The organism is Cupriavidus sp. GW823-FHT07A04 (assembly GCF_058794615.1).
Genome location: NZ_JBXAHA010000007.1, coordinates 166,574 through 186,648 on the forward strand (window position 1 = coordinate 166,574; position 20,075 = coordinate 186,648).

Sequence of the window (20,075 nt, forward strand, 5' to 3'; positions counted from 1 at the left end):
GGGATCGTGGCAAGACGGCGCTTGCGCCGAGCGATGGAAATGCGGCGCGCGGCAATGGCGCGGAACAGATACGTATTCATGCGTGTCTCCTGTCGATGGGCGCTTTGGCCGGGGCCAGCGCTTTTATGTATTGCGTCTTGCGTCTTGCGTCTTGCGTCTTGCGTCTTGCGTCTTGAGGCCACGGCGTGCCGTGGCTCAGTGCTGCCGGAGCGGGCTGGCGCCCTGCCCGCCGTTTGCCGCCCGGGCTTCGATCAGCCGGACGAGTTGCAGCAGGCTCTCGGTGCACGGCACCGGCACCCCGTGGCGCCGCGCCGCGGCCACCACGGCGCCGTTGATCGCATCGATCTCGGTGCGCCGGGCGGCAAGGATGTCCTGCAGCATGGAAGGCTTGTGGCCGATGTGGTGGCCGATGGCGTGCAACACGTTGGCGCCGACCTTGTCCGCATCGACAGCCACGCCATGACTCCTGGCCACGGCCAGCACCTCGGCCACCACGGACAAGGCGAGCGCCGTGCCATCCGGGATGTTGCCCAACTGGTCCACGGTGCTGCCAGTGACCGCGCACAGCGGGTTCAGCGCGGCGTTGAATGCCACCTTCTCCCAGATCGCGGCCCACACATCCGCATCGGCGTGGCAGTGCAGCCCGGCGCGCTCCAGCGCCGCCGCCGTCACCGCCACGGCGGGCCGGTCCACGCCATCGGCGCTCATCATCCGGATTCCCCCCTCGCCGTGCGAATGCACGTGCCCGGGGCCAGCCAGGTCGGCCGGCCATGTGGTGACGCCAATCAGGAGCCGCTGCGCCGGCACGAATTCGGAAATCGCATCGACGCTGCCCAGGCCGTTTTGCAACGTCAGCACAATCGTATCCGGCCCCAGCAGGTGGCGCACGCCCGTCATCGCGGCGCGCGTATGCATGGATTTGGTGAAGACGATCAGCAGATCGGGGATGGCATCCGCCTGTTCCGGGCGCACCGCCCGCATGCCGTGGACCCGCCGGTCCGCCTCATCGGTCTGCAGGCGCAGGCCGAAGCGGCGGATCGCATCGAGATGCGCGTCGTTGATATCGATCAAAGTGACGATATGGCCTGCTTGGGCAAGGCGTGCGCCAAACAGCGAGCCCATGGCCCCGGCCCCGAGAATTGCGATTCTGATCATAGGCGTCGCCGCGGTCCGGCGCTGGTTGGATAGCGTTGTCTGGGCGTGGCGGCAACCCGGCCGCCTGCGGCCTAGAACGGGTAGTGGCGCGGCGTCGTCTGCACGGTGACCCAGCGCAGGTCGGTGAACTCGGCAATGCCGGCCTGCCCGCCAAAGTGGCCAAAGCCGCTGCTCTTCACGCCACCGAACGGCATCTGCGCCTCGTCGTGCACCGTCGGGCCATTGATATGGCAGATGCCGGATTGAATGCGCCTGGCCACGTTCATGGCCCGCGCCACATCGCGGCTGAACACGGCCGACGACAGCCCGTACTCGTTGTCGTTGGCGCAGGCGATGGCCTCGGCGTCGCCGCTGACGCGCACGATGGGCTTGACCGGGCCGAACGACTCTTCCGCGTAGATCCGCATCCGCGGCGTGACGTGATCGAGCAGCGTGGCCGGCATCAGGGTGCTGTCCGCCTTGCCGCCGCACAACAGCTTCGCGCCCTTGGCCAAGGCATCGTCGATCAACGAGTTGCAGCGCGCAACGGTGCTCATGTCGACCACGGAGCCCAGCACCACCGGCCCCTTGCGCGGATCGCCCAGCGGCAGCGCGCTGGCCTTGGCCGCCAATTGCGCGACAAAGGCGTCGGCGATCTTGTTGTCGACGATGATGCGCTCGGTCGACATGCAGATCTGGCCGGAATTGGCAAACGCGCCAAAGGCGGTGCCAGCGACGGCGGCATCGATATCGGCATCCTCCAGCACCAGCAACGGGGCCTTGCCGCCGAGCTCGAGCACCACCGGCTTCAAGTGCCTGGCACAGCTAGCGGCGATGACCTTGCCCACGCGCGTGGAGCCGGTGAAGTTCACGCGCCGTACCGCCGGATGGGCGATCATGGCTTCCACCAGTTCGCCCGCATCGGCCGGCGCATTGGTGACGAAGTTCACCACGCCCCTGGGCAGGCCGGCCTCCTGCATGGCTTCGATGATCAACCCGTGCGTGGCCGGGCAGATCTCCGACCCCTTCAGCACGACGGTATTGCCGCAGGCCAGCGGCAAGGCGATGGCGCGCACGGCCAGGATGACCGGGGCGTTCCAGGGCGCCATGCCGAGGACCACACCGGCCGGCTGGCGCACGCCCATGGCCAGGCTGCCCGGCACGTCCGACGGAATGACCTCGCCATGGATCTGCGTGGTCAGGCTGGCCGCTTCAAGCAGGCCGGCCGCGGCCAGGTGCACGTTGAAGCCGGCCCACATGGCGGAGGCGCCGGTCTCGGCGGCCATCGCGGCAGCAAAGGCTTCGCTGCGGGCTTCCAGCGCATGCGCAGCCTTGGTCAGCAGCGCGCGGCGCTCGCTCGGGCCGATGGCGGCCCAGGCGTCGAAGGCCGCCGCGGCGGCGTCCACCGCCGACAGCGCATCGGCGAGCGTCGCGGCCGGGGCAATCGTGGCTACCTCGCCGTCCAGGGGATTGCGGCGCGCGAAGGTGGCGCCGTTGCCTGCCTGGCGTTGTTGGCCGTCGATCAGCAACGAAATCTTCTGCATTCTTGTCTCCTTTGTTTTGCTTGCCTGCGGTTTGCTTCGCTCTGCGCTTGCGGGAGGGATTTCTGTACGCGGAAGAAACCATTGGCTTCGCTTCGAGTGGCTCCTAGCCAAACCGCCCCTCTCCCCAGCCCTCTCCCCATGAGGGGAGAGGGAGTAACGGCCGTCGTCATTGCAGACGGCGCTGGCGCATCCTGTTGGCTTCGGCCTTTGCCTCAGTACTCATGCCACCTCAACCTCCACCAGCATCGCCGTTGGCGAGCGCAACGCGTCGGCCAGGGCATCGCGCAATCGCTCAGCGTCGCGCACCCGCACGCCTTCGCAACCCATCCCCTTGGCCAGCGCCACGAAATCGATCCCTGGCAGGTCCGTGCCCTGCACCGGATCGGCCGGGGCAAAGCCAAATTCCGGCGCGAAGTCCTGCAGTGCGGCGTAGCGCGCGTTGTTGAGGATCACGAAGGTGATCGGCAGCTGGAGCTGGACCGCGCTCCAGATGGCCTGGATCGAGTACATGCTGGAGCCGTCGCCGATCAGCGCGATGACGCGTGCCCCCGGCCGCGCCAGCGCCACGCCAACGGCTGCGGGCATGCCGTAGCCCAGGCCGCCGCTGTCCATGGTGTAGAAGGTGCCGCTTTGCGTGAACGGCAGGTAGCCCTGCATGACGGGACGCGCGCTGGGCGCTTCTTCCACCACGATGTCGGCCGCGTCGCGCACCTCGGCCAGGGTCTGGAGCACATAGGCGGTGGACATCAGCCGCGTCGGTTCGGCATGCGGGCGCGGCGGGCGCGGGGCAGGCAACGGGCGCGCCCTGGGCGCGGGCCGCGCCAGCAGGTCAAGCACGCCGAGCCGGATATTGCCCACCACCGATGCGCCCACCGGCGTCCAGGCCGCGATGGCGGGATCGTCGATCAACTGATACAGCGTGGTGCCCTCCGGCACGTGGGGGCCAGCGCCTTCCACATGGTAGGTAAAGGCCGGCGCGCCCAGCACCAGGATCAGGTCGTGCCCGCCCAGCAGGCCGACGATCTTCTCGCGCATGGCGGGCAGGAAACCGGCGAACAGGCGATGGTCTTCCGGGAACGCGCAGCGCCCGGACATCGGCGCCACATAGACGCGCGCATTGTGCGTCTCGGCCAGGCGCACCACGTCGTCCCATGCGCCGGCGCGGTCGACCTGCCCACCGACGACAAAGGCAGGCCGCTCGCAGGCATCCAGCGCCACGCCAACGCGCGCAATCGCCTCCGGGTCCGGCCGCACCGTATGGCTCACCGTGCGCGCGGCCACCCGCTCCGCCGGCTGGTCCCAGTCGTCCACCGGGATCGAGACCAGCACGGGGCCGCGCGGCTCCTGCATCGCCACGTAATAGGCACGTGCGATGGCCAGCGGCACATCCGCGGCGCGCGCCGGCTCGATGCTCCACTTGACGTAGGGCTTGGCCAGCTCGGTGGCCTGGGCAGACGACAGGAAGGGATCGAACGGCAGGATCGAGCGCGCCTGCTGGCCCGCCGTGACGATCATCGGCGTGCGGTTCTTGAACGCGGTGAAGATATTGCCCATGGCGTTGCCGACGCCAGCCGCCGAATGCAGGTTGACCAGCGACGCATTACGGCTGGCCTGCGCAAAACCATCGGCCATGCCTACCACCACCGCCTCCTGCAGCCCGAGCACGTAGCGGAAATCGGCGGGGAAATCCCGGAACATCGGCAACTCGGTCGAGCCGGGATTGGCAAACACCGAAGTGATGCCAAGCTGGCGCAGCAGGTCGATCACGGCGTCGCGCACGGTGCTGGCTGTGCTGGTTGCGTTGCGCGCGGCGCCCGCCACGGTTGTCGTGCTACCGGTCATGCAAATCTCTCCCGTCGATGCATTCGGTGGAACGCCTGGCCCAAGGCCGGCGCGTGCTTGGTGTGCAAAGTAGCCCAAAGTATGCGAGCCCGACCCTTAATTGAATATTGCCTTCTTGGTCAAAAGGCATTACTTTTGCACATGACTTTCGATCTGCGCCAACTCAAGGCCTTCACCACCATCGTCGCCAGCGGCAGCCTGGGCCGGGCCGCCGACGCGCTGCACGTGACCCAGCCCGCACTAAGCCGCACCATCAAGCGGCTGGAGGACGAGCTTGGCGCACCGCTGTTCGAGCGGCACGCCAAGGGCATGCAGCTCACCGCGGTGGGCAGCGCCCTGCTCCCCCATGCCACGCTGCTGCAGCGCGAGGCCGAGCACGCGCGCGAGGAGATCGATGCCATGCGCGGCCTGGCCAAGGGCACCATCAAGGTGGGCGCGGTGGGCAGCATCGCCAGCCTGGTGCTGCCGCTGGCGGTTGGCCGGGTCACCAAGGCGTGGCCGAACCTGCGCGTGGAGATTACGGAGGGCGTGTGGGACCGGCTGGCGCAAAGCCTGATCCGGCATGAGATCGACCTGGCGCTCAGCATCTGCGCGCCGGACACCGACGAGATCGAGGCCATTGCCGACTGCCGGTGGGCGGACAGCAGCTACGTGGTGGCGGCGCCGGGCCACCCGCTGCGGCGCAAGCCGGCACTGACCCTGGCCGATACCCTTGACCAGCAATGGGCCATCCCGCCCCGGGGCACCGGGCCGTTCGAGCACATGCGGCAGGTGTTTGCGGCGCAGGGCCTGGGCCTGCCGAACATCGTCGTGGAGACGCGTTCGGTGACCGCGCTGAAGAGCCTGGTCGCGCAATCCGGCTTTCTGAGCTGGATGGCCGAGCCGATGGTCGAGGCCGAGCGCAAGGCCGGCGTGATCGACATTCTGGACATTCCCGGCGGGGTCGGCACGCGTACGCTGACGGCCTTCCGGCGGCGCCAGGGCATCCTGCCCGGCCCCGCGGTCAAGCTGCTGGAAGCACTACGCCAGCTGACCGCGGCTTGATGAGGGTTGATGATGGCTGCCGGCATGAGAGCCGGCGACCGGTCGCCAGCTAGATCGACGCCAGGGAAATCACCTCGGCCAGGTGCCTTCTTTCGCAAGCCATCTCATCGGCCACGATCTCCGCCATCGCCGCCAGGCTGGCCTGGACGATGGCCGCGGCATCGACCTCGAAATAGCGCCGCAACGCAGCCCGCGAATCGCTGCGTCCGAAGCCATCGGTGCCCAGCGTCACATAGCGCCGCCCCGGCGGGACAAAGGCACGCACCAGCTCCGGCAGCGCGCGCACATAGTCGGTGGCCGCGACAATCGGGCCGCTGCCCGCCCCGAGCTGCCGCCCGAACCAGCTATCGATGGCCGGAACCTCGCCATGGCGCCACAGGCGTTCGCGCTCCACCCCTTCACGCGCCAGCTCGATGTAGCTGGTCACGCTCCAGACATCGGCGGCAATGCCATGCACCTGCTCGAGCTGGCGCGCTGCCTTCAGGACTTCGCCCATGATGGCCCCGCTGCCGAACAACTGCACGCGGTGCTCGAACGCCGCGCCGCGCCGCAGCAGGTACATGCCCCGCACCACGCCTTCGTGCGCTTGGGCCGGCAGGCTCGGATTCTCGACGCTTTCATTGGTGACGGTGACATAGTAGAACTCGTCGGCCTGTTCGCTGACCATGCGCCGCATGCCGTGGTCGACGATGACCGCCAGCTCCCCCGCGAAGGCCGGATCGTAGGCGCGGCAGTTGGGAATGGTCGAAGCCGCCAGGTGGCTCGTGCCGTCCTGGTGCTGCAGGCCCTCGCCCCCCAGGGTGGTACGTCCCGAGGTGGCGCCGATCAGGAACCCGCGTGCGCGCTGGTCGGCCGCCGCCCAGATCAGGTCGCCCACGCGCTGGAAGCCGAACATGCTGTAGTAAATATAGAACGGCAGCATGGTGGTGCCGTGCGTGGCGTAACTGGTGGCCGCCGCGGTCCACGAGGACAGCGCGCCGGCCTCCGTGATGCCCTCCTCCAGGATCTGGCCATCCTTGACTTCCCGGTACGACAGCATCGAGGCCGAATCCTCCGGCTGGTAAAGCTGGCCGAATGGCGCGTAGATGCCGACCTGGCGGAACAGGTTCGCCATGCCGAACGTCCGCGCTTCGTCGGCGACGATCGGGACGATCCGCGGGCCCAGCACGGGATCCTTGAGCAAGGCGCCCATATACCGTACCAGGGCCATGGTGGAGCTCATGGCCTTGCCATCGGCATGCAGGGCGAACGCGGCGGTCTTGTCCAGCCCGGGCACCGGCAGCGGCCCGGCGCCGGGATGGCGCGCGGGAAGATAGCCGCCGAGGGCGGCGCGCCTGGCTTGCAGGTAGCGAATCTCGGGGCTGTCCTGCGCCGGGCGGTAGAACGCGGCCTGGGCCACCTGTTCGTCGGTCAGCGGCAACTGGAAACGGTCCCTGAACGCGAGCAGATCCTCCGGGCCGAGCTTCTTTTGCTGGTGCGTGGTCATCCGGCCTTGCGCGATGGCGCCCATGCCGTAGCCTTTCATGGTCTTGGCCAGCACCACGCAGGGACGCCCATTGCGCCTGGCGGCTTCGGCAAATGCCGCATGGATCTTCGCCGGGTCATGCCCGCCCCGGCGCAGGCCGTCGATCTCGTCGTTGGAGAGATGCGCCACCAGCGAGCGCAGCGCCGGGGTCTTGCTGAAGAAGTTCTCGCGGTTGAACGCGCCATCGTTGGCCGAGAGCGTCTGGAATTCGCCATCCACGGTCTGCGCGAACGCGCGGCTGATGGCGTGATCGTGGTCACGCGCCAGCAGCGCGTCCCACTCCGACCCCCACAAGCACTTGACGACATGCCATCCCGCGCCCGCGAACAAGGCCTCGAGCTCATCGACAATGCGCCCGTTGCCGCGCACCGGCCCGTCCAGGCGCTGGAGATTGCAGTTGATGACGAACGTGCAGTTATCCAGCTTTTCCCGGGCGGCCAGCGTCAGTGCGGCGATCGACTCCGGCTCGTCCATCTCGCCATCGCCGAAGAAGCCCCAGACCCGGCGCTCGCTGGTCGCTTTCAGGCCCCGGTTTTCCAGGTAGCGCATGAAACGCGCCTGGTAGATGGCGTTGAGCGGGCCGATGCCCATCGAGCCGGTGGGGAACTGCCAGAAGTCTGGCATCAGGTAGGGATGCGGGTAAGAACTCAGGCCGCGAATCCCCTTGCCTTCGGCAACGATCTCTTGCCGGTAGTGGCAAAGCGATGCTTCGTCCAGCCGGCCTTCCAGGAAGGCACGCGCATAGACCCCGGGTGCCGAATGGGGCTGGAAGAAGACGAGGTCCCCGCCTTGCGCGGCATCGGGGCCGCGGAAGAAATGCTGATAGCCCACCTCGAACAAATCCGCCGCCGAAGCATAGCTCGCGATGTGGCCGCCAAGCTCGCCATGCGCCTGGTTGGCGCGCACCACCATGGCGAGCGCGTTCCAGCGCAGGATCGCCGACAGGCGCTGCTCCATCGCCAGGTCGCCCGGATAGGCCGGTTGCGCTTCGACCGGTATCGTGTTCAGGTACGGCGTTACCTGTGCCGGCCGCCACCGCAACCGATGCTTGCCAGCATGCGCCAGCAACGCATCCAGGATGGCGCAGGCGCGCTCCCTGCCCTGCTCCGGGCCCCAGGCCGACAACACGCCATCGAGCGCGTCGCACCACTCCTGCAACTCCTGCGGATCCGCCTGCACAATCGGATCGCTCGCCAGGATGGAACCGAATCGGTCACGAGATGCCATCTTGATACGCTCCCGCCGGCAACTGCCCGGCTCAATTTGCCTGGATACCGGCCTTCTGGGCAATGGCCCGCATGCGCGGCAGGTCCTTGTCGATCATGGCGCTGACCTGTTCCGGCGTTGCATAGGAGGGCTCCAGGCCGTTGGCCACCAGTTTTTCCTGGATCTCGTGGTCTTTCATGGTCTGTGCCAGGGCCTTCTCCAGCCGTGACTTGACATCGGGCGGCAAGCCACGCGGGGCCGCGATCGCCACCCATGAATCCGCATCGAAACCCGGGAAGCCGGATTCCGCGACGGTGGGCACCTCCGGCAGCAGCGTCGCGCGCCTGGCGCCTGCCACCGCGATCACCTTGATCTTGCCGCTCTTGATATGCGGCAGGGATGCCGCGATGGTGTCGACCGAGAACGGAATCTGCCCGCCGATCAGGTCGGCAATGGCTGGGGCGCTGCCTTTGTAGGGAATATGCTGGAGCTGCATGCCGGTGGCGCCCAGGATCATCTCGCCCGCGAAGTGGCCGGTGGTGCCGTTGCCGAACGAGCCATAGGCGTATTTGCCCGGCGCGGCCTTCACCGCCGCCATCATCTGCTTGAGGTTGTCCACCGGGACATCGCGATTCGCCAGCAGGATCAGGGGCACGCGCGCGACCAGGCCGATGGGCTCGAAGCTCTTCACGGGATCGTAGGGCAGGTTGGCGTTGATGGCGGGGTTGACCGTGAAGGTCGAGCCGGAACTGATGAACAGCGTATAGCCGTCAGGCGCGGCCTTTGCCACATAGCCGGCGCCAACGATGGTGCCGGCGCCCGCGCGGTTCTCGATGACCACGGGCTGGCCGAGACGCTCGCCCAGCTTCTTGCCTACCAATCGTCCCATGATGTCTACCGCCCCGCCGGGCGGAAACGGCACAACCAGCACGACCGGCCTGGCGGGATATCCCTGGGGCTGCGCATGCGCGGCGCACATGGCGATGCCCAACAGCGACAGCGCCTTCACCGCCATCGAAACGCTTCGTGAAATGACGTTCATGCGCGACTCCTGTGATTGAGCGACGGGGGGCAAACGGAGAGCAAAAAATGGGAAGCAAAACGAGACAGGGGGCTTTGCCGAACAAGCGCCCCTCGATGCCGGCGTTGCGCCACCGGCATCAGGGGGCAGCCATCGTGCGGGATCAGCCGTTGCGGAACAAGAAGCTATAAGCGCTCAGCGCCGGGGCGCCGCCCAGGTGGGCGTAGAGCACCTTGGCGCCTTCCGGAAATTCGCCGCGGCGGACCAGGTCGATCATGCCCTGCATCGATTTCCCTTCGTAGACCGGGTCGGTCATCATGCCTTCTAGCTTGGCACTCATCCGGATGGCTTCGAGCGTCTCTTCGGAAGGCAAGCCGTACTCCGGCCCGCCGTAGCGCGTGTCGAGCACCACGTCTTCGTCGGTGATATCGCGGCCGAGGTCGACCAGATGCGCGGTGTTGCGGGCAATGCGCAGGATCTGCGCCCGGGTCTGCGCCGGCTTGGCCGATGCGTCGATGCCGATCACGCGGTTGGCCCGGCCATCGGCGGCGAAGCCGACCACCATGCCAGCCTGCGTGCTGCCGGTGACCGAGCAGACCACGATGTAGTCGAACTTGAAGCCGAGTTCGGCTTCCTGCGCGCGCACTTCTTCGGCGAAGCCGACAAAGCCCAGGCCGCCCAGCGGATGCTCGGAACACCCCGCCGGAATCGGGTAGGGCTTGCCGCCGGCCTGGCGCACGCTCTCCATGGCCTCTTCCCAGCTCTTGCGGATCCCGATATCGAAGCCATCGCTGACCAGGCGCACGTCGGCGCCCATGATGCGAGACATCTGGATATTGCCAACGCGGTCATAGACGGCGTCGGAGTAGTTCACCCAGTCCTCCTGCACCAGCACGCACTTCAGGCCGAGATGCGCCGCCACGGCAGCCACCTGGCGCGTCTGGTTGGACTGGATGCCGCCGATGGACACGAGCGTGTCGCACCCTTGGGCGAGCGCGTCCGGAATGATGTATTCGAGCTTGCGCGTCTTGTTGCCGCCGAATGCCAGGCCGCTGTTGCAGTCCTCACGCTTGGCATAGAGGTCGACCTTGCCGCCGAGATGTGCGCTCAGGCGCTTGAGCGGCTGGATGGGCGTGGGGCCGAACGTCAGCGGGTGGCGGGGAAAGCGTTTGAGATTCATGCTGGCAACTCCTGGGTTTCTTGGATGACTCGGGTGAAGAGCGGGGATCCAGGCATCAAGGCTGGCGAAGAACACTGGCATCTGGAGCCACCTTTCGTTGATGCTGCGACGGACTCAATCCTAGAAAAAAACGCACGAAACATGGTTGCAAATATCAATCCATTTATGCACTATAAAAAATTCACGGCACTTGTTTTTACTTTTTTGTTTTTTATAAAGCGTCATGGACGAAACAAAATTGCGCACCAAAAACGAGCACTCCGTGCCACATTCCGAGGCATTGGATCGCACCGATAAAGCCATCCTGCGCGCACTCCAGCGCGACGCGTCCATCTCGAATGTGGCGCTGGCGGCCAAAGTCAGCCTGAGCCCGCCAGCCTGCCTGCGGCGCGTGGAGCGGCTCAAGGAACTCGGGCTGATTCGCGGGATCGTGGCGCTGCTGAACCCGGCCGCGCTGGACGCGGGGATGCTGGTGATGATCGGCGTGGTGCTGGACCGGTCCACGCCGGAATCCTTCTCCGAGTTCGAGAAGGCCGCCCAGCAGGTCTCCGGCTGCATGGAGTGCCACGTGGTGACGGGCGAGTTCGACTACTTCATGATGCTGCGCACCAAGGACAGCGAGAGCTTCAATCGCCTCCATGCGGAACAACTGCTGTATCTGCCGGGGGTCCGCCAGATACGCTCGTTCATGGTGCTCAAGCAGGTGCTGTCGACGACGCAGTTTCCGATCTGAAGCTGCGCGTGCACCAGGGCGAATGCGTCCGGGACTTCCTGATTGCGATGCTGTCCAGCCGCCATGGCAGCGGGCCCGGGTGATCGCTATGCCACGTGCGCCGTCAGGGCACGAACCTGGTCCTCCAGGTCCGCGATCCGCCGCTTCATGCAGGCTTGCGCGCTGATATCGCTGATGACGCCATACCAGCGATCGATCGCGCCATTCGCGCCGATATGCGGCTGGGCACGGCTCAGCATATGGCGCCAGCTGCCGTCCGGCCACTGGATGCGGAACCGGGTCGCGAACGGCTGGCCACTCGGGATCCAGGCAAGCCACTCCGCCCGGATGCGCAACTGGTCATCAGGATGGACCGTGGCACGCCAGGCATCGATGCGGTCCTGCATGGCGCACCCGGCGCTGTCGCGGAAGTTCGGGCTGATATAGCACAGCGTGCCATCGGGGTCCGCCGCCCAGGCAATATGGGGGCTCAGCTCGACCGAGCTGCGGAAATGCTCCTCGCTTTCCCGCAAGGCCAGCTCGGCCCGTTTGCGCGCCGAAATGCCGATGGCAACGAGGGAGATGCCAATCACGTCCCCAATGTCATCATTGACGCGCTGGCCGACCACCAGGTAGACCTCGCCGTTCGCCGTGATCTCGCGCTCCATCGGAGAGCGCGTCTCCACGGCAAGCACGGCATGCGCCAGCGAGCAGACCGATCTGCCGGCTTCGGACATGCAGGCCGCGCAGAGCTGGGCGCCGACAAGGGCGTCCACCTGGGCGCCGAACATTTCCGCATAGCGCCCGTTGACATGCACGTGGCGCAAGCGCGTGTCCAGGAAGCACAGGCCGACGGGCGCGCCGACATAAAGCGCCTCCAGCTGATGCAGGCGCTGATACGGCGACCGGTCCAACGGCCGCGGATCCGGCGCGCGCAAGCCAAGCCGCTGGATAAGCGCGGGAATCCGCTCCGGTTGCAGCGCCGGTGCCCACAGCCATCCCTGGCCGATGTCGCATCCCAGCTTGCGCAGTAGGGTGGCATGCTCTTCGCGCTCCACGCCTTCCGCGACAACACGCATGCCGATGCTGTGGCCCAGCCCCACGATCGCCGTCACGATCCGGCGGCACTCCTGGTCGTCGAGCATGCCGCGCACAAAGCTGGCATCGATCTTGATCTCGTCGAATGGCAGAGCGTGCAGGCGTGTCAGGCTGGCATAGCCGGTACCAAAGTCGTCCAGCGCGATACCGATGCCGAGTGCCTTCAGATCGTCGATGATGGCACGCGCGAGCTCGACATCGGTCTCCATGGCGCCCTCGGTGATTTCGATCTGAATGCGCTCCAGCGGAAATCCCGTCTGCGTGACAGCGTCGGCGATCAGCGCGACGACCGCCTTGTCGCGCAATTGCACCGGAGACACGTTGAACGCCAGCACAAAACCCTGGCCCCAGCCCACAGCCTCCGCGCACGCCGTGCGCACGATATGGGAAGTCAGGCGATCGATAAGCCCGCACGACTCCGCGATCGATATAAAAGTAACGGGGGAAACCGGGCCCGTTGCAGGGTCCGTCCAGCGGGCGAGCACTTCGAAGCCGACGATGGCGCCGGTTTCGAAGCAGATCAATGGCTGGAATGCCGGCCGGAGCAAGCCGCCATCGAGCGCGGCTGCCAGTCTTGCGCAGGTATCGTCCGTGTCTCCCACTTTCATCCTCTCAGATACCGCCGGAAATCCGGATCCTGTCCTATCGAATGGCGCGCCCATGGATCGGGCCCGGCCAACACCTGTGCCGGGCAGTGTTCCGTCAGGTTTGTTCCCTGACCGGGCGCTTGTCGGGCGTAGCGACCTTTTCGCCACTCCCCCCATTGGATATCGACCGGCCTGACGGCAAATTGAGGTCTTGGCTGCCGCGGTGGCCTGGGCCGTACGGGCGGCGCTGCCTGACAGGTAGCCGAGGTAGCCGAGGTAGCCGGCAGCCTGAAGTGTGTCTCCGCGGGACCCCGTCACCCCCGCAATCGCCCCAACCTCCGCAATAGGGCTACACTGACAACGAGACAACCCTCCGGAGCGCCATGATGGACGCCAATGGCCCTCAAAGCACCTTTCGTGGTCTTCCCCTGACCCCGGAACAGGATGCGGAAGTCAGGCACTACATCAAGAGGAAAAAGCAGCGCAGTGCGCCATGGGATACACCTGAGCTAGCCGCCATGCTCGAGGATATGCTGAGGCCGCCAAGCACCGAGGACGAAGACTTCGAATCCCCTGCCGAAGAAGCCAACGCGGACGCCGAGCGCGCGGCGGCTTCGGTGGACGAGGCCATGGATCCGATCGAGGCCGGCGAGGAGCGGATGGCGGCCAGGGAAGCCGAGGCGATGAAGGGCCCCAAGCATTGACATGCAGGTGCAGCGTGCGCGCTGCGCGCTCCATGATCCGGGATGCGCACAAAAGAAGAAAGAGAAGAGAAGAGAAAAAAAGAAGAGAAGACAGCCCCCAGTGCAACGACTGGAACACAAGAATAAAGGGCATAGCATGGCGACCGTCGCGACATTCGACATCGAGTACACGCAGTTTCTCGATCCACAAGGTGAGCCGACCCAAGCGCTGCCTGCATTTGCGCTCGATCCCGAGGCCCTTTTCCCGCTCTACCGGGCCATGGTGCTCACCCGCCAGTTCGACCTCAAGGCCATTGCGCTGCAGCGCACCGGCCAGATCGGCACGTTCGCCTCGGCGCTTGGCCAGGAGGCCGTCGGCGTCGGCGTTGCCAGCGCCATGCGCGCGCAGGACGTGCTCGTGCCATCCTACCGCGATCACGCCGCGCAGTTCCAGCGCGGCGTCTCCATGACCGAGAGCCTGCTGTATTGGGGTGGCGACGAGCGCGGCAATGCGTTCGCGGCGGCGCCGCATGATTTTGCGAACTGCGTGCCCATCGGCAACCAGGTCTGCCACGCTGCCGGCATCGCCTACGCGATGAAGCTGCGCCGCGAGCCGCGCGCCGCGGTTTGCCTGCTCGGGGACGGCGGCACGTCAAAAGGCGATTTCTACGAAGGCATGAATATGGCGGGCGCCTGGCACGCGCCCCTTGTGCTGGTCGTCAACAACAACCAGTGGGCGATCTCCATGCCGCGCAGCCAGCAGACCGCCGCGCAGACGCTCGCGCAAAAGGCCATCGCGGCCGGTATCCCTGGCCTGCAGGTGGATGGCAACGATATCGTGGCGGTGCGCCAGGTCACGCTCGACGCGCTGGAACGGGCGCGCAGCGGTGGCGGCGCCACGCTGATCGAAGCGATCACCTACCGGCTTGGCGACCACACCACGGCGGACGATGCCTCGCGCTACCGCGACAGCGAACAGGTCAGGCAGCACTGGCTGCTGGAGCCGGTGGCCAGGCTGCGCAACTATCTGCTGCGCCTTGGCGCATGGGATGCGGCCCGCGAAGACGCGCTTGCCAAGGATTGCGCGGCGCAAGTGGCGGCCGCGGTGCAGGCCTACCTGGCAACGCCCCTGCCGGAGACGGCAGCGATGTTCGATTACCTGTATGCCAGCCTGCCCAAAGCGCTGGCGGGGCAAGTGGCCACCGCGCATCGCTTTGCCCCGGGGGCCCACCAGGGCAAGGATAACGAGAGCGAGCAGGATCATGGCTGAAATCAATCTGGTCGAAGCCGTCAACCAGGCGCTGGCCCATGCGCTGGAACACGACCCGCGCGTGGTGCTGCTCGGTGAGGACATTGGCGTGAATGGCGGTGTGTTCCGCGCCACGGCGGGGCTGCAAGCCCGTTTTGGCGCGGAGCGCGTGATCGATACGCCGCTGGCCGAGTCCGGTATCGCCGGGGCCGCGATCGGCATGGCGGCAATGGGGCTGGCGCCCGTGGCGGAAATCCAGTTCACCGGTTTTATCTACCCGGCCATCGACCACATCATCAATCATGCCGGCCGCCTGCGCCACCGCACGCGCGGCAGGCTGAGCTGCCCGATGGTGCTGCGCTCGCCTTATGGCGCCGGCATCCATGCGCCGGAGCATCACTCCGAAAGCCCCGAGGCGATGTTTGCCCATATCCCCGGCATCCGGGTGGTCATACCGTCCACCCCGGCGCGCGCCTACGGCCTGCTGCTGGCGGCCATGCGCGACCCCGACCCGGTGGTGTTCCTCGAACCCACCCGGCTCTACCGCCTGTTCCGCGAAGAAGTACCGGACAGTGGCGAGGCGCTGCCGCTCGATACCTGCTTCACACTGCGCGACGGCGACGACATCACGCTGGTGAGCTGGGGGGCGATGCTGCAAGAGACGCAGGCCGCGGCTGACCTGCTGCTGGACGAAGGCATCACCGCCGCCGTCATCGACGTCGCCACGCTCAAGCCGCTCGACATGGACACCATACTGGAATCGGTCGCCAGGACGGGCCGCTGCGTCATCGTCCACGAGGCGCCCCGCAGCGCCGGCTTCGGTGCCGAGATCGCGGCGAACCTCGCCGATGCGGGCCTGTACTCGCTGGCCGCGCCGGTGCAGCGCGTCACTGGCTACGACACCGTGGTGCCGATGGCCAGGCTCGAGTACACGTACCTGCCCAGCGTGGCGCGGATTGCCGACGCGGCCCGCAAGGCCATGGCCGCCTGACGTTTTTCCCCGGGAGCATTGATGAAGATCTTCAAGTTGCCCGACCTGGGCGAAGGCCTGCAGGAAGCCGAGATCACCGAATGGCACGTCAAACCCGGTGACACGGTGGCGGCCGACCAGCCGCTGGTTTCGGTCGAGACCGCCAAGGCGATCGTCGAGATACCGTCGCCCTACGCCGGGCAGGTCGCCAAGCTGTTTGCCCAGCCGGGCGAGATCGTGCACCTTGGCGCGCCGCTGGCGGGCTTCGAAGGCGCCGGCGGGCAAGAGGACGCGGGCGCGGTGGTGGGCGATGTCAAAGTCGGCACGCAGGTGGTCGCGGAAGCGCCCGCCGCCCTGTCCCGTGGCGGCGGCGCGGTGCGGGCCGTGCCGGCCGTGCGCGCCCTGGCGCGCCAGCTCGACGTGGACCTGGCGATGGTCACTCCAACGGGCGCGGACGGCATCATCAGCGCCGCCGATGTGCGCCGCGTCGCCGCGACGCTGGCGGACCTGGGGCCACCGGAAGTCCTGCGCGGCGTGCGGCGCGCCATGGCGCTGAACATGGCGCGCGCCCAAAGCGAGGTCGCCGCGGCAACCGTGATCGACGACGCCGATATCCACGCCTGGGCGCCCGGCACCGACACCACCATCCGGCTGGTGCGCGCACTGGTTGCGGGCTGCCGCGCCGAGCCCGGCCTCAACGCCTGGTATGAAAGCCAGACCGGGCGCCGCCATGTGCCGGCGCGGATCGACGTGGGGATTGCGGTCGACCTGCCCGAAGGCCTGTTCGTGCCGGTGCTGCGCGATACCGGCAAGCGCGACGCGGCAGACCTGCGGCGCGGCCTGGACCGCATGCGCGCGGATGTACGTGCGCGCACGATCGCCCCCGAGGAGATGCGCGGCAACACCATCACGTTGTCCAACTTCGGCATGATCGCCGGCAAGTACGCGGCGCCGATCGTGGTGCCGCCAACAGTGGCCATCCTGGGCGCCGGCCGTATCCACGATGCGGTGGTTGCGGCCGGCGGCATACCCGTCGTGCACCGGATCCTGCCGCTCAGCCTGACCTTCGATCATCGGGTGGTCACAGGCGGCGAGGCCGCGCGCTTCCTGGCGGCAGTGATCGCGGACCTGGCGCAGGCGGCCTAGGCCCGGGCAGCGCGGCAGCGCGACAGGCGAGTGCGTGGGCGCTTTACTCCGCGCGGATCCTGGCTTCGGCCACGATCTTGGCGGAGCGCTCCATGTCCTCCTTCTGGAAGCGGGCGAAGTCTTCCGGCGTGCCAGGCGAGAGCAGGTAGCCCTGCTCGGCCAGCCTGCCGCGCAGGTCGGACGCCAGCGCCTTGTTGACCTCGGCGTTGAGCCGCCTGGTCACATCGGCCGGCAGCTTAGCCGGACCCCACAGGCCATACCACGAGTAGAACTCATAACCCGGCACCGTCTCGCCGACCGTCGGCACGTCGGGCATGGAAGGCAGCCTGTCCTTGGAGGTCACCGCGACCACGCGCACCATGCCGCTCTTGTGATAGGACAAGGCGCCGAGCACGGGATCGATAAAGCCATCGATGGCGCCACCGATCAGATCCTGGTAAGCGGGCGCGGAACCCTTGTACGGCACCACCAGGTAGTCGATCTTGCCTGCCCGCTTGAGCAGCTCCGTGGACAAATGCCCCGCGGACGCCTGCGAGCCAATCGCGAACGACATCTTGCCGGGATGCGCCTGCGCGTAGGCGATCAACTCCTTGATGTTCTTCACCGGCAGGTTCTTGTTGACGGAGACCGCCAGCGGCCCCTTGCCGACCAGCGCGATCGGCACGAAATCCTTGGTCACGTCGTAAGGCGACGATCTCAGGGTCATGGGCGTGGTAGTGAAGGTGGAGGCGCTGAACAACAGCGTGTAGCCGTCCGCCGTGCCCTTGGCCACCGCGTCGGCGCCAATGATGCCCTGGCCGCCGGGCCGGTTGTCGACGATAAAGCTCTGGCCGGTTTGCTCGGAGAGCTTTTGCGCCAGCATGCGGCCGACGGTGTCGGTGGGGCCGCCGGGCGGGAACGGAATGATGACGCGCACGGCTTTGTTGGGGTAACCCTGCGCGATGGCGCTGGCGGCGGCGCAGGCCAGCAAGGCGCCAGCGGCACTGCGGAAAATCCGGTGGAACAGCATGGTTTGTCTCCTGTCTGGACTGCAGGTGCGCCCCTATGGGGTGCGCTTATTTCGGTGCGCTTATTTCGGCGCTCTTATTTCTTTCCCGCTCTCAAGGCTGCGCCAGCGCCGACATCTGCGCATACAGATCCGCCTTGCCCTCAAACCCGATGCCCGGCAGCTCCGGCATGGTGATATGGCCGTCGATCACCTTCACGCCATCGGGGAAACCGCCGTATGGCTGGAACAGGTCGGGGTAGCTCTCGTTACCGCCAAGGCCCAGGCCGGCGGCGATATTGAGCGACATCTGATGGCCACCGTGCGGGATGCAGCGGCTTGGCGACCAGCCAAAGGTCTTCAGCACTTCCAGCGTGCGCTCGTACTCCACCAGCCCGTAGGACAGCGCGCAGTCGAACTGCAGGTAGTCGCGGTCCGGGCGCATGGCGCCGTAGCGGATCAGGTTGCGGGCGTCCTGGTGGCTGAACAGGTTTTCGCCGGTGGCCATGGCGCCGGGGTAGTACTCGGCCAGCGTGGCCTGCAGGTGGTAGTCCAGCGGATCGCCGGCTTCCTCGTACCAGAACAGCGGATAGTCGCGCAGCATCTTGGCGTAGGCGATGGCGGTGTCCAGGTCAAAGCGGCCGTTGGCGTCCACGGCAAGCTGCGCGTCCGGGCCGATTTCCTGCAGCACGGCCTCGATGCGCGCGCTGTCTTCTTCCAGGCTGGCGCCGCCGATCTTCATCTTGACCACGTTGTAGCCGCGCTTCAGGTAGGAGCGCATCTCGGCGCGCAGCGCGCCGAGATCCTTGCCCGGATAGTAATAACCGCCGGCGGCATAGACGAACACGCGCGGGTTGGCGTTGACGCCGTGGCGCTCGGCCAGCAACCGGAACAGCGGCACGCCGGCGATCTTGGACACCGCGTCCCACACCGCCATGTCGATGGTGCCGACCGCGACCGAGCGCTCGCCATGGCCGCCCGGTTTCTCATTGGACATGGTGGCGGCCCACACGCGGTTGGGGTCGAGGTTGGTGCCGGCGTCGTCCAGCAGCGATTCTGGATCGGCCGCCAGGATACGCGGCGCAAAACGCTCGCGGATCAAGCCGCCCTGGCCGTAGCGGCCATTGGAGTTGAAGCCGTAGCCGATCACGCGCTTGCCGTCGCGAAACGCGTCGGTCACCACGGCGACGAGGCTGCTCGTCATCTTCGAGAAATCGATATAGGCATTGCGGATGGGCGACGAAATCGGCTTCGTCACTTCGCGGACGTCAATGATGCGCACGGACATGGCTTGTCTCCAGTGTTCTAGTGTCTTTCGGTAATCAGCTAATCAGCGAATCAGGCGGTTCGATATGTCGGCTGGCGGCACTACAGCGAAGCACCGCCGCAAATCAGGATCTGCTGCCCGGTGATGGCGCCGGCATCGGGCCCGAGCAGGAAGCTCACCAATCCGGCCACTTCATCGGGCCGGATAAAACGCCCGATGGGCGGCGTGCGCGGCGGCGTGCCCTTGCGGCCCGGGTCGTTCAGCATCGGGGTCTCGGTGGCGCCCGGCGCCACCACATTGACGGTGATGCCGCGTGGCGCCAGCTCCGCGGCCCAGGAGCGCGCCATGCCCACCACCGCCGCCTTGGTCGCGGCGTACTGGCTGCGCCCTGGCGCGCCCGCCGCCGTGCGGCTGCCGATCAGCACGATGCGCGCGCCATCCGGCAGGGTTGGCATCAGCGCGTTGGCCAGCACGCAAGCGGCTTGCACATGGATGCGCCACATGCCCTCGCCGTCCTCGGGCTTCAGGTCGCCGAGCACCGCCGTGCGCATGAATCCCGCGGCATGGACAATGGCATCGACCTGGGGCAACGTGGCCACGGCGGCGGCAAGCTTTGCGGCATCGGTCAGGTCGACTTCGATCCCGTTGAAGCCCTCGGCGCTGGGTGCCGGCGAGCGGTCCAGCCCGGTCACCGTCCAGCCCGCCGACAGCAGCCGCCGGGCAATGGCCGCGCCGATACCGGAGCTGGCGCCGGTGACCACGGCGTGCCTGGTCCGCGCCGCGGGCGTGTCGTCGTCTTGCATGGATTGGCTCATCAAAGCCCCTTTGGATTGCATGGCCAGCAGCCCGGCCCTCGGCACGCTGGCCGCGGGCCGGGATGGC

16 protein-coding genes are annotated in these 20,075 nt (G+C 66.9%); 6 read left to right on the forward strand and 10 right to left on the reverse strand.

Features of this window, described 5'->3' with window-relative positions; genetic code table 11:
* Positions 1-195: 195 nt before the first annotated feature.
* The 3 genes from AC1Q7Q_RS14165 to mdlC all read right to left on the reverse strand — a co-directional run bounded on the left by AC1Q7Q_RS14165 (position 196) and on the right by mdlC (position 4,520).
* Positions 196-1,152: a ketopantoate reductase family protein gene (locus AC1Q7Q_RS14165; RefSeq protein ID WP_492372920.1), complete on the reverse strand. Its 957-nt coding sequence runs from the start codon at positions 1,150-1,152 to the stop codon at positions 196-198.
* A 74-nt stretch (positions 1,153-1,226) separates the two neighbouring features.
* On the reverse strand, positions 1,227-2,678 hold the full coding sequence (locus tag AC1Q7Q_RS14170) for an aldehyde dehydrogenase (RefSeq protein ID WP_492372876.1): 1,452 nt from the start codon (positions 2,676-2,678) through the stop codon (positions 1,227-1,229).
* 219 nt (positions 2,679-2,897) lie between these two features.
* Positions 2,898-4,520 carry a benzoylformate decarboxylase gene (gene mdlC, locus AC1Q7Q_RS14175; protein ID WP_492372877.1) on the reverse strand — a complete coding sequence of 541 codons (1,623 nt, stop codon included), beginning with the start codon at positions 4,518-4,520 and terminating at the stop codon, positions 2,898-2,900.
* A 141-nt stretch (positions 4,521-4,661) separates the two neighbouring features.
* Between mdlC and AC1Q7Q_RS14180 the strand changes: the two genes are divergently transcribed.
* A complete protein-coding gene (locus tag AC1Q7Q_RS14180; protein ID WP_492372878.1) occupies positions 4,662-5,564 on the forward strand; it encodes a LysR family transcriptional regulator in 903 nt (300 codons plus the stop codon).
* Positions 5,565-5,613: 49 nt separating this feature from the next.
* On the opposite strand, the gene mdeB is transcribed toward AC1Q7Q_RS14180, so the two are convergent.
* The 3 genes from mdeB to AC1Q7Q_RS14195 all read right to left on the reverse strand — a co-directional run bounded on the left by mdeB (position 5,614) and on the right by AC1Q7Q_RS14195 (position 10,496).
* Positions 5,614-8,316: an alpha-ketoglutarate dehydrogenase gene (gene mdeB / locus AC1Q7Q_RS14185; protein WP_492372879.1), complete on the reverse strand. Its 2,703-nt coding sequence runs from the start codon at positions 8,314-8,316 to the stop codon at positions 5,614-5,616.
* Between the two features lie 31 nt (positions 8,317-8,347).
* Complete coding sequence (locus AC1Q7Q_RS14190) at positions 8,348-9,310, reverse strand: Bug family tripartite tricarboxylate transporter substrate binding protein (RefSeq protein WP_437341704.1); 963 nt, start codon at positions 9,308-9,310, stop codon at positions 8,348-8,350.
* A 169-nt stretch (positions 9,311-9,479) separates the two neighbouring features.
* Positions 9,480-10,496: a 1-aminocyclopropane-1-carboxylate deaminase gene (locus AC1Q7Q_RS14195; protein WP_492372880.1), complete on the reverse strand. Its 1,017-nt coding sequence runs from the start codon at positions 10,494-10,496 to the stop codon at positions 9,480-9,482.
* A 223-nt stretch (positions 10,497-10,719) separates the two neighbouring features.
* Between AC1Q7Q_RS14195 and AC1Q7Q_RS14200 the strand changes: the two genes are divergently transcribed.
* On the forward strand, positions 10,720-11,229 hold the full coding sequence (locus tag AC1Q7Q_RS14200; protein WP_492372881.1) for an Lrp/AsnC family transcriptional regulator: 510 nt from the start codon (positions 10,720-10,722) through the stop codon (positions 11,227-11,229).
* Between the two features lie 86 nt (positions 11,230-11,315).
* Here the strand turns inward: AC1Q7Q_RS14200 and AC1Q7Q_RS14205 are convergent, their stop codons facing one another.
* On the reverse strand, positions 11,316-12,914 hold the full coding sequence (locus AC1Q7Q_RS14205) for an EAL domain-containing protein (protein ID WP_492372882.1): 1,599 nt from the start codon (positions 12,912-12,914) through the stop codon (positions 11,316-11,318).
* A gap of 362 nt (positions 12,915-13,276) precedes the next feature.
* Here AC1Q7Q_RS14205 and AC1Q7Q_RS14210 point away from each other — a divergent pair, with 362 nt between their 5' ends.
* The 4 genes from AC1Q7Q_RS14210 to AC1Q7Q_RS14225 all read left to right on the forward strand — a co-directional run bounded on the left by AC1Q7Q_RS14210 (position 13,277) and on the right by AC1Q7Q_RS14225 (position 16,941).
* Complete coding sequence (locus tag AC1Q7Q_RS14210; protein ID WP_492372883.1) at positions 13,277-13,597, forward strand: hypothetical protein; 321 nt, start codon at positions 13,277-13,279, stop codon at positions 13,595-13,597.
* A gap of 136 nt (positions 13,598-13,733) precedes the next feature.
* Positions 13,734-14,846: a pyruvate dehydrogenase (acetyl-transferring) E1 component subunit alpha gene (gene pdhA / locus AC1Q7Q_RS14215; protein WP_492372884.1), complete on the forward strand. Its 1,113-nt coding sequence runs from the start codon at positions 13,734-13,736 to the stop codon at positions 14,844-14,846.
* A complete protein-coding gene (locus AC1Q7Q_RS14220) occupies positions 14,839-15,816 on the forward strand; it encodes an alpha-ketoacid dehydrogenase subunit beta (RefSeq protein WP_492372885.1) in 978 nt (325 codons plus the stop codon). The genes pdhA and AC1Q7Q_RS14220 overlap by 8 nt, the downstream gene beginning before the upstream one ends.
* 21 nt (positions 15,817-15,837) lie before the next feature.
* Entirely contained in the window at positions 15,838-16,941 is a 1,104-nt protein-coding gene (locus AC1Q7Q_RS14225) for a dihydrolipoamide acetyltransferase family protein (protein WP_492372886.1), read from the forward strand.
* Between the two features lie 43 nt (positions 16,942-16,984).
* On the opposite strand, the gene AC1Q7Q_RS14230 is transcribed toward AC1Q7Q_RS14225, so the two are convergent.
* From AC1Q7Q_RS14230 to AC1Q7Q_RS14240, 3 genes are all read right to left on the reverse strand, one after another.
* The gene (locus AC1Q7Q_RS14230) at positions 16,985-17,950 is read right to left on the reverse strand and encodes a Bug family tripartite tricarboxylate transporter substrate binding protein (protein ID WP_492372887.1); all 966 of its coding nucleotides are present in this window, start codon (positions 17,948-17,950) and stop codon (positions 16,985-16,987) included.
* A gap of 91 nt (positions 17,951-18,041) precedes the next feature.
* Positions 18,042-19,214, reverse strand: a complete 1,173-nt coding sequence (locus AC1Q7Q_RS14235; protein WP_492372888.1) for a mandelate racemase/muconate lactonizing enzyme family protein — start codon at positions 19,212-19,214, stop codon at positions 18,042-18,044.
* Between the two features lie 80 nt (positions 19,215-19,294).
* On the reverse strand, positions 19,295-19,996 hold the full coding sequence (locus tag AC1Q7Q_RS14240) for an SDR family NAD(P)-dependent oxidoreductase (protein WP_492372889.1): 702 nt from the start codon (positions 19,994-19,996) through the stop codon (positions 19,295-19,297).
* Positions 19,997-20,075 lie beyond the last annotated feature (79 nt).